Genomic DNA, 17,462 nt, shown 5'->3' on the forward strand with positions numbered 1-17,462 from the left:
AAGACGGCGGCACATTAATATCGCCTGCAACTGCCCCACCGCTTTCGCGAGCAAGCCCGCTCCCACAGGAAAAGCGTTTGCCTCAGTTAGTCAAACCCCCTCGTCCAACACCTTCGCCAACATATCGACAAAGAAATCCACACTCTGGCGGCTGGTGACCATCGGCGGTTTGATCTTGAGGATGTTCAGGTAGTCGCCGGTCGGTTGCATGAAAATGCCCAGCTCCCGCAGACGATTGCACAGCGCTGTGGTTTCTTCAGTGGCCGGCTCAAGGGTGTCGCGGTTGCGGATCAGCTCCACGCCCAGGTAAAAACCGGAGCCATGCACCGCACCGACCAGCGGATATTGGTCGATCAAGGCTTGCAGGCGGGCCTTGAAATGCCCGCCCACCACCTGGGCGTTTTCCCACAGCTTTTCTTCTTCCATGACATCCAGCACGGCCATGCCGATCTGGCAACTGACGGGGCTGCCGCCGGCCGACGAGAAGAAATACCCCTCTGCTTCTAGCGCCTCGGCGATTTCTCGGCGAATAATGACCGCCCCCAACGGCTGACCGTTCCCCATGCCCTTGGCCATGGTAATGATGTCCGGCACCACATCTTGTTCTTCGAACCCCCAGAAAAACTCGCCCATGCGCCCGTAGCCGACCTGCACCTCGTCAGCGATGCAGACACCACCGCGCTCGCGCACCAGCGCGTAGACCTGCTTCAGATACCCCGGTGGCAATGCGATCCCGCCGGCATTGCCGTACACCGGTTCACAGATGAAGCCGGCGAGCTGGCGCTTGTGTTCGGCGATTTTCGCCAGGTTGTGCTCGACGCTGCGCACGTAGTCCGGCGCGCTGTTGGGGCCGCGGAATTCACCGCGATACGTGTTCGGCGCAGTCACCGGATGCACCCAGTCCGGGCGACTGCTCAAAGCCTGGGGGTTGTCGGCAATGGACGTCGAGACCGCATCGGCCGCTACCGACCAACCGTGATAGGCCTCCAGCACACTGAGCATGTCCCGACCGCCGCTGTAGGCCCAGGCCAGGCGGATCGCCAGGTCGTTGGCTTCGGTGCCGCTGTTGACCAGAAACACCCGGTCCATGCCGGGCGGCGCCAGTGCCAGCAAGCGCTCGGAAAACTCGGCAATCGCGGCATAGTGAAAGCGTGAGTTGGTGTTGAGCAGCGACCACTGCCGGGCGGCCACCGCCGCCATGCGCGGATGCCCGTGCCCCAGCACCGCGACGTTGTTGAGCATGTCCAGGTAGGAGCGACCCTGCATGTCGATCAAGTGATTGCGCCAGCCGCGCTCAATGCGCGGCGGATCGACGTAATAGTGCTTCTGCGAGCGGGCAAAGCTTGCCTCGCGACGGGCCAGCAGCTCCTGGGGGTCGATCTCTGGCTCGGCATCGCAGGCAAGCCCCAGCAGCACCGCCGGCGAGGGGCAGAGCGCCTGCCAGGCCGGCGCCCTGGATGGCGTGCAGAACAACGGCGGGGTCAGTTGGGCGCCGCGACACAACTGCACTCGCAACGGCCCATCGACTTCGCCCAAGACCTGACCCTTGACCAGCGCAGCCCCGGAATGCAGCGGCGATGTCACGCCCCACAGCCGAACGCTCAGTTGCACGCTGTCCAGTTGCAGCATGCCGTCGGCGGCCTTGTGCACCACACCGGCGAATGGCGACTCCAGCGGCGTGCCCCGCGGCACCTGCAATTCCACGTGTAATGGATAAGTATCCGGTTCAACGGGGCTGTCCGGCCGGGTGCGCGACAATCGATACTGCCCGTAGCGGCTGGCGGCCAATTCATGGACCGCGGCGGCTTCGCTCAGCAATCGTTGGTCGATCCCCTCCTGCTCCCAGTTGCCGGCTTCGAAATGCGGACTCAGCACACCCAAGTCGATCAGGGCGAACTCGCGACCCACCAAGGTCGGCAACAGCGGCGCGAAACCTTCGCTGACAACGGGTGGCAGATCATGACCGACCGCCGTGAGAATGGCTGCTTCCATCAGTTCGAACGGAACCGACTGTGCAATCCGGAAAATCTCCCACTCATGGTCCAGGTTGTCGCGGCTGTATTGGTTTTCCGGGTCGATGCAGACCTGCTGTTCGCCACTGAGCACCAGCACGGCAGCGCGGGCGACGATTAGCGGCCAAAGCGCCAGCAATTCCTCATGCTGCAGCGGGTTGAGCGCGTTGTAGGCCTTGATCGCCGGCAAGATGAAAAACGGATCGCCGTCGGCATGGTGCAACAAGGCTGCACAGGTCACCGACAGATCGGTAACGCGCCAGGTGCGGATCAGGTCGCCGAAATCGATGACGCCCTGCAATTGCCATTGGCGCTGGGCATCGCGCTGCCAGACCACGTTGTCATCGGTGATGTCCATGTGGATCGCCTGCACCGGCAGGCTGGCCTTGAGCGGCTGCAAGCGTCGTTCGGCCTGTTGCGCCGCCTCGGCGATCAGGTTGCGCGCCTGATCATCGCCGATGACAGGCAGCAAATGGCCGATCAGCGCGTTGGCGTGGCGGGCATCCCATTGCAGGGTACGCTCCAGGCCGGGGTGATCGAACGTGGCCAGCGCCAAGTCTATTTGTGCGCACAAGCGCCCCAGCCCCGTGACCAGTTCAGGTCCCCAATGGTTGAGCTGGGTGAGCGGCTGTCCGTCGATGTATTCCAGCAGTCGCACATGAACCGCTTGCCCTGCGATCTCCAGGGTCAACAAATCCTGGCCATTGTTGGCGGCGATCACCCGCGGCACTTTCACCGCGCCGTGCTCGGCCAGGTGCCTGAGGGCGGCATGCTGGGCCTGGAGTTCCTGGACGGCGTAGTCACCATGGCAAATCTTCAGCACAAACCGCCCGCGCTCGCTGTCGACGCGATAGTTGAGGTCCTGCTGGCTGCCCAGGGGTCGCAGGTCACCGCTGAGTCCGTAATTCGAGCGCAGCAGCACCAGTGCCTGTTCGGCACTGATCTGTGGGCTTGGCAAACTGGCACGGTGAACCAACGTGGCGAGCGGCATACAACGACCCCTGAATGGTTTTATCGGATGCCTATCTCGCCATTGAGTCGAGGGATAAGCAACCCCCTCGCCACAGCTCAATTGCCAAACGCGTGAACATCCCACGAAATATCCCGCTTGCACCGCCCTCGCCATGCCGACAAGCTATGCTCCAATGCTTTGTTGTTCCACGGAAAAAGGCTTGATCTGATGCGTATTCTCATCACTGGAGGTGCCGGTTTTATCGGTTCGGCGCTTATACGGCACTTGATCCTTGATACCGGACATCAGGTCCTGAACCTCGACAAGCTGACCTATGCCGGCAATCTCGAATCGCTGAGCAGCATCGATCACGACAGCCGCTACGAGTTCGTCCAGGCCGATATCGTCGATCAACCGGCGATCAGTACAATACTGGAACGGTTCAAGCCTGAGGCCATCATGCATCTGGCGGCCGAATCCCACGTGGACCGTTCCATCGACGGCCCGGCAGACTTCATCCAGACCAATATCGTGGGCACCTACAGCCTACTGGAAGCCACCCGCGCCTATTGGCAGACCCTGGCCGAGCCACAGAAGCACGCGTTTCGCTTCCATCACATTTCCACCGACGAAGTATATGGCGACCTGCACGGCGTGGATGATTTGTTCAGCGAAACCACCGCCTACGCCCCCAGCTCGCCGTACTCCGCGAGCAAGGCAGCTTCCGACCATCTGGTACGCGCCTGGCAACGCACCTACGGCTTGCCCGTACTGCTGACCAACTGCTCCAACAACTACGGGCCGTTTCACTTCCCCGAGAAGCTGATTCCGCTGGTGATCCTCAATGCGTTGGCCGGTAAACCGTTGCCGGTATACGGCGATGGTCAACAAGTGCGTGACTGGCTGTACGTCGAAGACCACGCCCGGGCGCTGCTCAAGGTCGTGACCGAAGGTGCCGTGGGCGAGACCTACAACATCGGCGGCCACAACGAACAGAAGAACATCGACGTGGTGCGCGGCATCTGCGCCCTGCTCGAAGAACTGGCGCCCCACAAGCCCGACGGCGTGGAGCACTATGCCGACCTGATCACCTTCGTCAAAGACCGCCCCGGCCACGACCTGCGCTACGCCATCGATGCCGGCAAGATCGAGCGTGAACTGGGCTGGACGCCCCGGGAGACCTTCGAGACCGGCCTGCGTAAAACCGTGCAGTGGTACCTCGAAAACCTGCTGTGGTGCCGGCGTGTCCAGGACGGTAGCTATCAGGGCGAGCGCCTGGGCTCGCTCGACAACAAGGATGCGATTGCATGATGAAAGGCATTGTTCTGGCTGGCGGCTCCGGCACCCGGCTGCACCCGATTACCCTTGGGGTTTCCAAGCAGTTGCTACCGGTTTACGACAAACCAATGATCTATTACCCGATTTCGGTGCTGATGCTCGCCGGCATCAAGGACATCCTGGTGATCTCCACCCCTCAGGACTTGCCGCAATACCGCAATCTGTTGGGCGACGGCAGCCAGTTTGGTGTGAAATTTAGCTACGCCGAGCAGCCATCGCCCGATGGCCTGGCCCAGGCATTCCTGATCGGTGAGGCATTTATCGGCAACGACCCGGTGTGCCTGATCCTGGGCGACAACATTTTTCACGGTCAGCATTTCGGCGAACAACTGCAGACGGCCGCCGCCCGGCAGACTGGCGCAACGGTATTCGGTTACTGGGTCAAGGACCCTGAGCGTTTTGGCGTGATCGACTTCGATCCTGAAGGACGGGCCATTTCCATTGAAGAAAAACCTACCGCGCCCAAATCCAGCTACGCGGTAACCGGCCTGTATTTCTACGACAACGACGTGATCCAGATTGCCAAGACCATCAAGCCCTCTAAACGAGGCGAACTGGAAATCACCGACGTCAACAACGTCTACCTGCAGCGCGGCGACCTGCATGTCGAGCGTTTCGGCCGCGGGTTCGCCTGGTTGGACACCGGCACCCACGACAGTCTGCTGGAGGCTTCGCAATATGTGCAAACCATCGAGCACCGCCAAGGCTTGAAAGTCGCTTGCCTGGAAGAAATTGCCTACCAACAGGGTTGGGTCAGCCGCGAGCACATCCTTGAGCGCGCCCAGTACTTCGGCAAGACCGGTTACGGCCAGTACCTGTTCCAGATCGCAGGAGAGACACGTTGAACGTCATCGCAACCCGACTGCCTGAAGTCCTGATCATCGAGCCGAAGGTTTTCGGTGATGATCGCGGCTTTTTCTATGAGAGTTTCAACGCCCGGGCATTTACCGAAGCCACCGGTTGCCCGTTGCAGTTTGTCCAGGACAACCACTCGCGCTCGGCCAAGGGCGTGCTGCGCGGCCTGCATTATCAGATCGAACAGGCCCAGGGCAAACTGGTACGGGTCACGGCTGGGGAAGTGCTCGACGTGGCGGTGGACATTCGTCGCAGCTCGGCCACTTTCGGACAATGGGTGAGCGTGCGTCTGTCGGCGCAGAACCATCGGCAATTGTGGGTCCCGCCAGGCTTCGCCCATGGCTTTGTCGTGCTCAGCGATTACGCCGATTTCCTCTACAAAACCACCGACTACTACGCGCCCTCGGCCGAGCGCTGCATTCGCTGGGACGACCCGGACCTGGCCATCGACTGGGAACTGGAAAGCGCGCCGATCCTGTCGCCCAAGGACCAGGCCGGCAAGGCTCTGCACGAGGCCGACCTGTTCCCATGAGTACCTCCTTGCGCATTCTGATCATCGGCCAGAACGGCCAGGTCTCCCGAGCACTCCAGGCGCGCCTGGCCGGCATGGGTGAGTTGATCGTGCGCGGCAGCGACCAACTCGACCTGGCGCGCCCCGATCACCTTCGCTCGCCCATCAATGCCCTGCGGCCTGACCTGATCATCAACGCCGCCGCCCACACGGCCGTCGACCAGGCCGAGAGCGAACCGGAGCAGGCCTTCGCCATCAATGCCACGGCGCCGGGCGTCCTGGCTCAAGTGGCGGTCGAGTTGGGCGTCCCGCTGATCCACTACTCCACCGATTACGTCTTCGATGGCCACAAGCTTGAGCCCTATACCGAGGCCGATACACCCAACCCGCTGAGTGTCTACGGGCGTAGCAAGCTGGCTGGCGAGGACGCCATTCGCGACGCCGCCGGACAGCACCTGATTCTGCGCACCAGTTGGGTGTACTCCAGCGAAGGCCGCAACTTCCTGTTGACCATGCAACGCCTGATGCAGGAAAAATCGCACCTGCGGGTGGTGGACGATCAGATCGGCGCACCGACCTGGGCCGCAACTATCGCCGACAGCACCGCCCACTTGATCGAACGCTGGCAGGCCGGCCAGGGTGGTGCGTGGGGGACTTATCACCTGACCGCGCAAGGTGAGACGTCCTGGTTCGGCTTTGCCCAGGCCATCGGCGAACACCTGACCGAGCAGCACAAACCGTGCGCGGAGCTTGAGCCCATCCCCTCCAGTGCTTATCCGACTCCCGCCCCACGTCCGCTGAACTCGCGTCTGGATTGCACGCGCCTGCTTCAGCAATGGGGCGTAAGTCAGCCAGACTGGCGAAGCGCGTTGCACCAGTGCCTTGCCGCCGGACACTAGGCATAATGCGCCTGTCCCCACAGGCGCCTGATGCTCATGAACTCCACTCTTCCCCGCAGACCCCGCTGGCGCAGCCTGGCCTTGCTTGCGCTATGCCTGGCGCCGTTGCTGTGGCCGCTGGAGCATCTGGCCGAGCGTTATTACCGCAGTGAACTGGCCGGGCAGAACCGCCAGACCCTCGACCTCTACGTCGCCAACCTGTTAGGCACCCTGCACCGCTATGAAGTGCTGCCGCAGATTCTCGGTGAGCTGCCGGCCCTGCGCGCGACATTACTGACACCGGACGACGGCATCATCCAGGGCAACGCCAATCGACTGCTGAAAAACATCAGCGCCCAGACCGGTGCAGAAGTCATGTACCTGATGGACCCCACCGGCAAGACCCTGGCGGCATCGAACTGGGACAAACACGACAGTTTTGTCGGACGCAATTTTGCCTTCCGGCCGTATTACATCGAAGCGATGGCCGGGCGGCTGGGGCGCTTCTTCGGCTTGGGCACCACCTCAGCCAAACGCGGTTATTTCTTCGCCGCTGCCGTGCGCGACCGTGAAAAAGTGATCGGTGTGCTGGTGGTCAAGGTTGATCTGGACCACACCGAAAGCCTCTGGGGCAAAACCCCTGAGCAACTGCTGGTAACCGATCACAACGGCGTGGTGATCCTCACTTCGCGACAGGAATGGCGATTCCGCTCGACCCGCCCTTTAAGTGACGCAGAACGCACGTCCATCAGTGCCGTACAGCCCTACCCGACCCGTGATCCCAAGCCGCTGAACCTGAATGCGAACGCCTGGCTGACCCAGACCGAGTCCATCGAAGAGACCGGCTGGAGCGTGAGCATTCTCGCCCCGCGCACCCTGATCGACCGTCCGGTGCGCACCGTGGTGGTCATCGGCGGTGCGGCGTTGCTGGTCTTGATGCTGTTGCTCGGGTTGATGATGCAGCGCCGGCGGCATTACCTGGATCGTATCGCCTTCGAAGCCAAGGCCCGTCAGGAGCTGGAAGGCCGTGTGGCCGAGCGCACCAGCGACCTGGAAGGCCTGAACCGGCGTCTCAAGCAAGAGGTACTGGAACGCGAGCAGGCCCAACAGGAACTGGTCCGCGCCCAGGATGACCTGGTGCAGGCCGGCAAGCTGTCGGCCCTGGGCACCATGTCGGCCAGCATCAGCCACGAACTCAACCAGCCGCTGGCGGCGATCCGCAGCTATGCCGAAAACGCCGAAATATTGCTCGATCACCAGCGCACCGAGGACGCCCGGGGCAACCTCAAGCTGATCAGTGAACTGACCGGTCGCATGGCCTCGATCATCGCCCACTTGCGCGCCTTCGCCCGCCGCGACCGTCATGCCCCGGAAAGCGTCGCCCTGCAACCGGCGCTGGACGATGCCCTGGCACTGCTCGCCAAACGTCGTCGCAGCATGGAAGTGGAGTTGATCCGCGACCTGCCGGCCGCCACGCTGTGGGTCGAGGCCGGGGAGACGCGCTTGCGCCAGGTGCTCGGCAACCTGCTGGCCAACGCCCTCGACGCCCTGACTGAAAAAGGCCCGCCGCGCAAACTCTGGCTCAGTGCCGAGGCCACCGAAACCGGCGTCAACCTGTACATCCGCGATAACGGCCCGGGGTTTTGCATGGAAGCCCTTGGCCGCGCCGGCGAGCCTTTCTACACCACCAAGACCCGCACCCAGGGCCTTGGCCTGGGGCTGGCGATTTGCGACACCCTGATGCGCGCCTTCGGCGGTGAACTGTCGTTCGCCAACCACAAGGAAGGCGGCGCCCTGATCACCCTGAAGCTGCGCGCCGGCGCGCCCGGTGTGAGCCTGCAACCGTCCGAGGACCGTAGCGTATGACCATCGATAACCGGATTGAGGTGGTGCTGATCGACGACGATCCCCACTTGCGTCAGGCCTTGAGCCAGACCCTCGACCTGGCCGGCCTGAAGATCCTGCCCCTGGCCGAGGCCAAGGGCGTGGCCGGGCAACTGTCCCGCGACTGGCCGGGCGTGGTGGTCAGTGACATCCGCATGCCGGGCATTGACGGCCTTGAGCTGTTGAGCGAACTCCACGCCCAGGACCCGGATCTGCCGGTGTTGCTGATCACCGGTCACGGCGACGTGCCGCTGGCGGTCCAGGCCATGCGCGCCGGCGCTTATGACTTCCTTGAGAAACCTTTCCCCAGCGATCACCTGCTCGACAGCGTACGCCGGGCCCTGGCCTTGCGGCGCCTGGTGCTCGACAACCGCAGCCTGCGCCTGGCCCTGAGCGACCGTCATGAGCTCAGCGCCCGGCTCGTCGGCCAATCGCCCTCAATGCTGCGCCTGCGCGAGCAGATCGGTGCGTTGGCGGCGACCCGCGCCGACGTGCTGATCCTTGGCGAAACCGGGGCCGGCAAGGAGGTCGTCGCCCGAGCCCTGCACGATCTGTCGGGCCGGCGCAACGGCCCCTTCGTCGCGATCAATGCCGGGGCCCTGGCCGAGTCGGTGGTGGAGAGCGAGCTGTTCGGTCACGAGCCCGGCGCTTTCACCGGCGCGCAGAAGCGCCGCATCGGCAAGTTTGAGTTCGCTAACGGCGGTACGCTGTTTCTCGATGAAATTGAAAGCATGAGCCTGGACGTTCAGGTCAAGCTGCTGCGTCTTCTGCAGGAGCGGGTAGTGGAGCGACTGGGGGGCAATCAACAGATCCCGCTGGACATCCGCGTCATCGCCGCCACCAAGGAAGACCTGCGCCAGGCCGCTGATCAGGGTCGTTTTCGTGCCGACCTGTATTACCGCCTGAACGTCGCGCCGCTACGCATACCCCCGCTCCGTGAACGCGGTGAGGATGCCCTGATGCTGTTCCAGCATTTCGCCGACGAAGCCAGCACCCGTCACGGCCTGCCGCCCCACGCGTTGCAACCGGCCCAACGGGCACTGCTGCTGCGCCATAGCTGGCCGGGCAACGTGCGAGAATTGCAGAATGCCGCCGAACGCTTTGCCCTGGGCCTGGAACTGGCCCTGGACAACAGCGCGCCGGACGGCAGCCCCGGCGCACCGATCGAGGTGGTCAGCGGCGGCTTGAGCGAGCAGGTGGAGAATTTCGAGAAAACCCTGATCGCCGCCGAACTGGCCCGCCCCCACAGCTCGGTGCGCAGCCTCGCAGAAGCCTTGGGCATTCCGCGCAAGACGTTGCACGACAAGTTACGCAAGCATGGGCTGAATTTCGGCGACAACAGCCATGGCCCTGCCGACGAGACCGATTAAGTCCTGCTTGAGTTATTGCATCTTCCCTTTCAAACAAGAGGCCCTGCATGAACCGCGACAGTCGCTACCTGGAATCGATCCTGCACCACGACATCCCGTTGACGCGGGACATGGGCCTGAAGGTGCTCGACTGGCAGGCCCGGCAATTGCTCCTGTTTTTACCGCTGCAAGCCAACGTCAACCACAAGAGCACCATGTTCGGTGGCAGCCTGTACTGCGGCGCGGTGCTGGGCGGCTGGGGCTGGCTGCACCTGGCCTTGCGCGAAGAAGGCATTGAGGACGGACATATCGTCATTCAGGAAGGGCAGATCAGCTATCCCCTGCCGGTCACGAGTGACGCCTCGGTCATTTGCCAGGCCCCTGAAGAAAAGGTCTGGAAACGTTTCCTGGCCACCTACCGGCGTTATGGACGGGCGCGGCTGACCTTGCAGACCCAGGTAATGAACGCCGCAAGCGAGGAAGCGGCGGTGCAGTTTGTCGGGCAGTACGTGTTGCACCGCTGACCCCCGAGCATCACACAAAACCCTGTGGCGAGGGAGCTTGCTCCCGCTCGGCTGCGCAGCAGACGCATTGGGGCCGCTTCGCAAGCTCCCTCGCCACAACAACTCTCCCAGGTCTAGCAAGGGGCAGCCGATTCAGGAGCGGGCAAGTTCCAGCAGTTTCCCACGCCACGCCGCTTTCGCCGGCAACGCCAGGAAGGATTCATTCAACAGCGACTCCCGCGGCGGATACCAGAACGGCTCGCCGCTCAGATCCAGCACCGCGCCCCCCGCGCCCTCCAGCACACCCTGGGCGGCGGCGGTATCCCACTGGGACGTCGGCGCCAGTCGCGGATAGCAATCGGCCGCGCCCTCGGCCAGCAGGCAGAACTTCAACGAGCTGCCGATACTGGTCAGTTGCAACTCACCGAGGCTCTCGCTCAAGCCGCCCAAGAGGCGCTCCTGCTCCGGACTGCTATGGCGACGGCTGGCGACCACCGTGAAGGCCTCTCCCGGCGCCGGCACGTTACGGACCTCGATCGGCAAAGGCTCACCTCCCTTGTCGCCACGCCAGGCACCAAGCCCCGCGCCACCGACGTAGAAGCGGCCATTGGTGGGTATCGACACCACGCCGAACACCACCTGGCCCTGCTCGACCAAGGCGATGTTGACGGTGAACTCCTCGCTGCCGGAAATGAACTCCTTGGTGCCGTCCAGCGGGTCCACCAGCCACCAGCGTTGCCAGCCAGCGCGCACGCTTTGCGCAATGTTGGCGTCCTCTTCGGAGAGAATTGCAATATCCGGCGCCAGTGCCGTCAGCCCGGCCACGATCACATTGTGGGCGGCCATGTCCGCGGCGGTCACCGGCGATGCATCGGCCTTGTGGTTGACCTGCACATTGGCTCGCCAGAACGGCAGGATCGCCTCACCAGCCTTGAGCGCCAGCTCGACCACGGGGGCCATCAGGGGATGGGGGAAACTCATGACAGGAACGCTCCGCGCTGGGTCAGCAGGTCACGGGCCAGGTACAGCGCCGCCAAAGCCCGGCCCTCCGTGAATTGAGGGTTTTGCGCCAAGGCCGACAACTCACGCAAGTTGACCTTATCCACGCGCATCGGCTCGGGCTCGTCGCCTTCCAGCTGCTCTTCATAAAGATCGGTCGCCAGCACCACCTGGATCTTCTGGCTCATGTAGCCGGGAGACAGGGACAGTTCAGTCAGGTGTTCCAATTGACGTGCGCCAAAACCGGCTTCTTCCTTAAGCTCCCGCTCAGCCGCCGCCAGCACGTCTTCACCCGGCTCGACCAAGCCCTTGGGCAGGGACCATTCGTAGGCATCGGTGCCGCCGCAGTATTCTTCCACCAGCACGGCGTGATCGGCGTCAAGCATCGCCACGATCATCACCGCGCCGTAACCTGCGCCCTTGCCCGCCAAACGTTCATAGGTGCGCTCCACGCCGTTGGAAAAACGCAGTTTCAGTTCTTCCACGCAAAACAGGCGGCTGGTGGCGACGATCCGTCGATCGAGTATGGTGGGTTTCTGGCGCATAAACGGCTCCCTGGGCGATAGCAGGCTACTATACCCGGCCTATTCTGATTGTTTGTGTCGGATATCCGATTACCGTTGGAGAAGTTTTATGGCCTTGCTGCCCTGGCACGAGATCGATACGGTGCTGCTGGACATGGACGGCACCCTGCTGGACCTGCATTACGACAACCATTTCTGGATGGAACACTTACCCCAACGCTACGCCGAACTGCATGGCGTGAGCCGGGCCATGGCCGAACTGGAGTTGCAGCCGCTCTTCGACCGCAACGCCGGTCAATTGCAGTGGTATTGCCTGGACTTCTGGAGCGCCGAGCTGAAACTGCCGGTGCGCGAACTGAAGCTGGAAACCGCACACCTGATTGCCCTGCGCCCGGACGCCGATACGTTCCTGACGGCGATCCAGCGGGCGGGTAAACGGGTTGTGATGATCACCAACGCCCATCGCGATTCGTTGTCCCTGAAGCTGGAACGCATCGAACTGGCCCCCTACTTCGAGCGTTTGATCAGCTCCCACGACTACGGTTTCCCCAAAGAAAGCCCGCAGTTCTGGGATGCGCTGCAAGCCGACCTGAACTTCGACCCGGCCCGCAGCCTGTTTATCGACGACACCTTGCCGGTGCTGCGTAGCGCCAGGGAATTTGGCGTGGCGCACCTGCTGGCGGTTAGCGTACCGGACAGCCGCAAAGGGCCGAAAGATACCGGGGAGTTTGAGGCGCTGGGGGATTATCGGGATTTGATTGCCGGGCTTTGATGCCGCACTACCTTCATCGCGAGCAGGCTCGCTCCCACAAGGATTCCTTGTTGCCACAGATCCAGTGTGGGAGCGAGCCTGCTCGCGATGGATACGACGCAGACCTTAAGCTTTACTCGGGAATACGCAGTACCTGCCCCGGATAGATCTTGTCCGGATGCGACAGCATCGGTTTGTTGGCTTCAAAAATCTTGTTGTACTTGTTCGCGTCGCCGTATTCGGCTTTGGAGATGGCGCTGAGTGTGTCGCCCTTTTTTACGGTAACAAAGCGAGCCGCCTGAGCCACTGGCCCGGTTACCGTGATCTGATCGTCAACACTGCCTACACCTGCGATGTTGCCTACAGCCAGCAGAATCTTTTCCTTCTCTTCCTGACTACCCACCTCACCGATAACGGTGACTTTATCGCCCTCAATGGTCGCCTGAACATTCGGGTTACCCAAGCCAACCTTATTGATGTGTTCTTTCAACTGCTCACTGGCATTGGCATTGCCGGGGGTCAGCAGATCGATCAGTTTTTCGCCGGCCTCCTTCACAAAACTAAAAATACTCATGGCACACGCTCCTTGATTTAAGTGTCCAGACGCAAAGACTAGACCAAGCGAGACGAACCCGGTTCCCAACCGACCAATGACCCCGCCACGCGCAAGCGCTAGAATCTGAACCTTCCCGCGCCCTGGAACGAAGATGGACATCAAGCAACTGAAATTTCTCATCGCGCTCGACGAAACCCGCCACTTCGGCCAGGCGGCCGCGCGCTGCCACATCACCCAACCCACCCTGTCCATGCGTCTGCGCAGTCTTGAAGAGGAGCTTGACCTGCCGCTGGTCAATCGAGGCCAGCGCTTTGAAGGTTTCACCGCACCAGGGGAGCGGGTGCTGGCCTGGGCACGCACGGTGATGGCTGCCTATGACGGTCTGCAGGCCGAAGCGGCGGCCTGCCGTGGCAACCTGGTGGGTACTCTGCGCCTGGGCGTAGTGCCATTGTCGGACTTCGACCCGTTGTCGATGATGCAGCGCCTGCACAGCGAGCACCCTAACCTGCATTTCGAGTTGTCATCCCTGAGCTCCGAACGCATCCTCGAACAGTTGGCGAACAACCGCATCGACCTGGGCATTTCCTATCTGGAGCGCCTGGACACCGAGCGCTTCGACTCCCTGCCCTTCAGCCACACGCGCATGGGCCTGCTCTATGACCAGCGATACTTCTATTTCGGCGAGCAGCCGCTGAGCTGGGAAGCGCTGATCGAGTTGCCCCTGGGCATGCTCACCAGCGGCATGCATTTTCGTCAGTCCATCGACCACAACTTCCACAGTCGGGGCCTCACACCCCGCCCTCTGCTGCAAACCGACGCGGTGCATCAATTGTTACAAGCCGTACACGGCGGACTGTGTTGCGCGGTGATGCCGCTGGACAGTGGCCTGGGTATCCTCACCCAGGACCTGCGCATCCAGCCCATCGAAGACGCGCAAACCCTGGTCCCGCTGGGGCTGATCATGCGCCGCGGCGCTCCGCGCTCGGCTTTGGCGGAGGCTTGCTTCGCCCTCTATCAGAAATCACCGGCGACATCTTGATCGACGTCATCTATTGATAGATCAGTAATAGCAATTAGACGTGGCAGATTGCCGCATTTAGTCTTATCACTATTCCCACTGTCAGTGATGCCTATGAACGACAAGCCTCCGGTCTGTTCTGCGCCTGCGGAGAAAACACCCGCGCCAGCCGCCAGCCAGAGCTATCGCTACTGCAACCTGGACCATTCCCAATCGGACAGCACCGCGCTGGCCGAGGAAGTGGCGCTGGCGATCGCCTATAACGGCATCAGTCAGGCCGTCATGCTGGTTACGCCCTCTGACCTTGAAGACTTCATCGTCGGCTTCAGCCTCGGCAGCGGCATCATTGAAGACCCTGCGGACATCTATGACGTGCAACTGAGCGGCGCCGGTTCTGCGCAATACGCCCAGGTGACCATCGCCAACCGCGCCTTCTGGAACCTCAAGCAACAGCGTCGGCAACTGGCCGGCACCAGTGGCTGCGGGCTTTGCGGGGTGGAAGCGGTAGAGCAGGCACTGCCGGAGCTCAAAACGCTGCCCGGCGCGCCATTGCCTGCAGCCCAGTGGCTTGAGGGTCTGCGTCAACGCATTGGCCAATTCCAGCCTTTGGGCCAGCATTGCGGCGCAGTGCACGCGGCACTGTTCATGAACGCCGAGGGGGAATTGCTACTGGGGCGTGAAGACATCGGCCGGCACAACGCCCTCGACAAACTGATCGGCGCGCTGATCCGACAACAGATCCCCGTGAACGGAGGCCTGGCGATCGTCACCAGTCGTTGCAGCCTCGAATTGATCCAGAAAGTGTTGCGCGCCGGCATCCAGACCCTGGTCAGCCTGTCCTCACCCACCGGCCTTGCCGTGCAATGGGCGCGCCGACACAACCTCAATCTTATCCACCTGCCGCAAAAAAGTGCGCCGCGGGTCTACAGCCCTGCGATGGAGAATCAAGCGTGAGCAATCATCAACAAGCCGACCAGAAACCCGTACCACGCTATAAGCCCTACAAGGGCCCGGCCGGTGGTTGGGGCGCGCTGATCAGCGTCGCTCAGGCCTGGCTGACCAGCGACAATGCGCTGAAGAACCTGCGCATGATGCTCAAGACCAACCAGAACGGCGGCTTTGACTGCCCAGGCTGTGCCTGGGGCGACTCGCCGGAAAGCGGCATGGTCAAGTTCTGCGAGAACGGCGCCAAAGCCGTGAACTGGGAAGCGACCAAACGCCGTGTCGATGGCGCATTCTTCGCAAAACACAGCGTGACGTCGCTGCTGGAGCAGAGCGACTATTGGCTGGAATACCAGGGGCGCCTGACCGAGCCACTGAGCTACGACGCCGAAACCGACCGCTACAAACCCATCAGTTGGGAAGCGGCATTTACCCTGATCGGTCAACACTTGCAGGGGCTTAGCAGCCCGAACCAGGCCGAGTTCTACACCTCGGGCCGGGCCAGCAACGAGGCGGCCTACCTCTATCAGTTGTTTGTGCGCGCCTACGGCACCAACAACTTTCCCGACTGCTCGAACATGTGTCATGAAGCCAGCGGCGTAGCGTTGTCCCAGAGTGTCGGCGTGGGCAAAGGCACAGTGACTTTCGACGATTTCGAGCACGCCGACGCGATTTTCGTCTGGGGCCAGAACCCGGGTACCAACCACCCACGGATGCTCGAACCGCTGCGTGAAGCAGTGAAACGCGGTGCCCAGGTGGTGTGCATCAACCCGCTCAAGGAGCGTGGCCTGGAGCGTTTCCAGCACCCACAAAACCCGATAGAGATGCTCACCAACGGGGATAAACCAACCAACTCCGCCTATTTCCGCCCGGCCTTGGGTGGGGACATGGCGGTCTTGCGGGGCATGGCGAAGTTCCTGCTGCAATGGGAACGTGAGGCGCAAGCCACCGGCGCTCCAGCGGTGTTCGACCACGCGTTCCTGAACGAGCACAGCATCGACGTACTGGATTACCTGGCCGTGGTCGATGACACGCCATGGGAGCAGATCGTTGAGCAGTCGGGCTTGACCCTGGTCGAGATCGAACAAGCGGCGCGTATGTACGCCATCAGCAAGAACGTGATCATGTGCTGGGCAATGGGCATCACCCAACATCGCCACTCGGTGGCAACCATCCAGGAAATCGCCAACCTGATGTTGCTTCGCGGCAACATCGGCCGGCCAGGCGCGGGCCTGTGCCCGGTGCGCGGCCACAGTAACGTGCAGGGCGACCGGACCATGGGCATCAATGAGCGTCCGCCAGCGGCGTTCCTTGACTCACTGGAGCGTCGCTTCCAGTTCAAGGTGCCGCGCGAGAACGGCCACAACGTGGTCGAAGCAATCCACGCCATGGCTGACGGCCGGGCGAAGGTCTTCATCGCTCTGGGCGGCAACTTCGCCCAGGCCACCCCGGACAGTCATCGGACGTTCCAGGCCTTGGGCAATTGCGACCTGACCGTACAAATCAGCACCAAGCTCAACCGCAGCCATCTGGCGCACGGGAAACAAGCACTGATCCTGCCGTGCCTGGGCCGTACCGACATCGACCTGCAAGTCGAAGGCGCGCAAGCGGTGACCGTGGAAGACTCCTTCAGCATGGTCCACGCGTCGAATGGCCAATTGCAGCCGCTGTCGAACCAGATGCGTTCCGAGCCCTGGATCATCGCCGGCATCGCCGCCGCCACGCTGGGCAGTCGCCCGGTGGACTGGAACTGGCTGGTGGCGGACTACAACCGCATCCGCGACCTGATCGCCGACACCATCCCAGGCTTCAAAGACTTCAATGAGAAGCTCCAGAACCCCGGTGGCTTCTACCTGGGCAACAGCGCCGGTGCACGTCGCTGGAACACTGGCTCCGGCCGCGCCAACTTCAAGCCCAACCGGTTGCCAACCGACCTGGTGCATGAACGCACCCGTGCCACCGGTCAGTTGCCTGACCTGATCATGCAATCCATGCGCTCCCACGATCAGTACAACACCACCATCTATGGCCTCGATGACCGCTATCGCGGCGTGAAGGGCCAGCGTGACGTGTTGTTCGTCAACGAAGCGGACATCATTCGCCTGGGCTTCAAGCCAGGGCAGAAGGCCGACATCGTTTCGCTCTGGGACGACGGGCGCGAGCGGCGGGTCAAGGGCTTTACCCTGCTGGCGTTCGACATTCCCGCCGGACAGGCCGCCGCCTATTACCCTGAAGTGAATCCGTTGGTGCCGTTGGAGAGCACTGGCGACGGCAGCCATACCCCGACCTCGAAATTCGTGGCGATCCGCCTGGAAGCGGCGAGCGAGAATGGGCTGATAATGGCCAAGTCAGCCTGACACAACGTGCGAGGAGATGAGGTTGTGTGGGAG

At 62.1% G+C, this 17,462-nt stretch carries 15 protein-coding genes; 11 read left to right on the forward strand and 4 right to left on the reverse strand.

Annotated features, from left to right (window positions below):
• Positions 1-90 precede the first annotated feature (90 nt).
• Complete coding sequence (locus tag MA884_RS21200) at positions 91-3,003, reverse strand: aminotransferase (protein WP_256232353.1); 2,913 nt, start codon at positions 3,001-3,003, stop codon at positions 91-93.
• A gap of 189 nt (positions 3,004-3,192) precedes the next feature.
• Between MA884_RS21200 and rfbB the strand changes: the two genes are divergently transcribed.
• Genes rfbB through MA884_RS21235 form a run of 7 tightly spaced genes read left to right on the forward strand, consistent with a single transcriptional unit; the run spans position 3,193 to position 10,303 of the window.
• A complete protein-coding gene (gene rfbB / locus MA884_RS21205) occupies positions 3,193-4,275 on the forward strand; it encodes a dTDP-glucose 4,6-dehydratase (RefSeq protein WP_256232354.1) in 1,083 nt (360 codons plus the stop codon).
• Complete coding sequence (gene rfbA, locus MA884_RS21210; protein ID WP_256232355.1) at positions 4,272-5,147, forward strand: glucose-1-phosphate thymidylyltransferase RfbA; 876 nt, start codon at positions 4,272-4,274, stop codon at positions 5,145-5,147. The genes rfbB and rfbA overlap by 4 nt, the downstream gene beginning before the upstream one ends.
• Positions 5,144-5,689, forward strand: coding sequence for a dTDP-4-dehydrorhamnose 3,5-epimerase (rfbC, locus tag MA884_RS21215; RefSeq protein WP_256232356.1), 546 nt, complete (start codon positions 5,144-5,146; stop codon positions 5,687-5,689). Before rfbA ends, rfbC begins: the two co-directional genes overlap by 4 nt.
• Positions 5,686-6,567 (forward strand): dTDP-4-dehydrorhamnose reductase, encoded by an 882-nt coding sequence (gene rfbD / locus MA884_RS21220; RefSeq protein ID WP_256232357.1) that lies wholly within the window; start codon positions 5,686-5,688, stop codon positions 6,565-6,567. The genes rfbC and rfbD overlap by 4 nt, the downstream gene beginning before the upstream one ends.
• A 36-nt stretch (positions 6,568-6,603) precedes the next feature.
• Positions 6,604-8,412 carry an ATP-binding protein gene (locus MA884_RS21225; protein WP_256232358.1) on the forward strand — a complete coding sequence of 603 codons (1,809 nt, stop codon included), beginning with the start codon at positions 6,604-6,606 and terminating at the stop codon, positions 8,410-8,412.
• On the forward strand, positions 8,409-9,800 hold the full coding sequence (locus tag MA884_RS21230) for a sigma-54 dependent transcriptional regulator (RefSeq protein WP_256232359.1): 1,392 nt from the start codon (positions 8,409-8,411) through the stop codon (positions 9,798-9,800). The genes MA884_RS21225 and MA884_RS21230 overlap by 4 nt, the downstream gene beginning before the upstream one ends.
• A 47-nt stretch (positions 9,801-9,847) precedes the next feature.
• Positions 9,848-10,303, forward strand: a complete 456-nt coding sequence (locus MA884_RS21235) for a YiiD C-terminal domain-containing protein (protein ID WP_256232360.1) — start codon at positions 9,848-9,850, stop codon at positions 10,301-10,303.
• A 132-nt stretch (positions 10,304-10,435) separates the two neighbouring features.
• Here the strand turns inward: MA884_RS21235 and cysQ are convergent, their stop codons facing one another.
• Both cysQ and nudE read right to left on the reverse strand, forming a co-directional pair.
• The gene (gene cysQ / locus MA884_RS21240; RefSeq protein WP_256232361.1) at positions 10,436-11,263 is read right to left on the reverse strand and encodes a 3'(2'),5'-bisphosphate nucleotidase CysQ; all 828 of its coding nucleotides are present in this window, start codon (positions 11,261-11,263) and stop codon (positions 10,436-10,438) included.
• Positions 11,260-11,826: an ADP compounds hydrolase NudE gene (gene nudE, locus MA884_RS21245; protein WP_256232362.1), complete on the reverse strand. Its 567-nt coding sequence runs from the start codon at positions 11,824-11,826 to the stop codon at positions 11,260-11,262. Before nudE ends, cysQ begins: the two co-directional genes overlap by 4 nt.
• Positions 11,827-11,914: 88 nt before the next feature.
• Here nudE and yrfG point away from each other — a divergent pair, with 88 nt between their 5' ends.
• Complete coding sequence (gene yrfG, locus MA884_RS21250; RefSeq protein ID WP_256232363.1) at positions 11,915-12,577, forward strand: GMP/IMP nucleotidase; 663 nt, start codon at positions 11,915-11,917, stop codon at positions 12,575-12,577.
• Positions 12,578-12,689: 112 nt separating this feature from the next.
• Here yrfG and lysM read toward each other — a convergent pair whose 3' ends face one another.
• On the reverse strand, positions 12,690-13,130 hold the full coding sequence (gene lysM / locus MA884_RS21255; protein WP_256232364.1) for a peptidoglycan-binding protein LysM: 441 nt from the start codon (positions 13,128-13,130) through the stop codon (positions 12,690-12,692).
• A gap of 133 nt (positions 13,131-13,263) precedes the next feature.
• On the opposite strand from lysM, the gene MA884_RS21260 reads away from it, so the two are divergent.
• The 3 genes from MA884_RS21260 (at position 13,264) to MA884_RS21270 (ending at position 17,429) form a co-directional block, all read left to right on the forward strand.
• Entirely contained in the window at positions 13,264-14,151 is an 888-nt protein-coding gene (locus MA884_RS21260) for a LysR family transcriptional regulator (protein WP_256232365.1), read from the forward strand.
• Between the two features lie 93 nt (positions 14,152-14,244).
• Positions 14,245-15,084 (forward strand): formate dehydrogenase accessory sulfurtransferase FdhD, encoded by an 840-nt coding sequence (gene fdhD, locus MA884_RS21265; protein ID WP_256232366.1) that lies wholly within the window; start codon positions 14,245-14,247, stop codon positions 15,082-15,084.
• The gene (locus MA884_RS21270) at positions 15,081-17,429 is read left to right on the forward strand and encodes an FdhF/YdeP family oxidoreductase (protein WP_256232367.1); all 2,349 of its coding nucleotides are present in this window, start codon (positions 15,081-15,083) and stop codon (positions 17,427-17,429) included. The genes fdhD and MA884_RS21270 overlap by 4 nt, the downstream gene beginning before the upstream one ends.
• The last annotated feature ends 33 nt before the right edge of the window (positions 17,430-17,462 follow it).

Source organism: Pseudomonas sp. Q11, from assembly GCF_024494355.1.
In the GTDB taxonomy this organism is placed as follows: domain Bacteria; phylum Pseudomonadota; class Gammaproteobacteria; order Pseudomonadales; family Pseudomonadaceae; genus Aquipseudomonas; species Aquipseudomonas hefeiensis.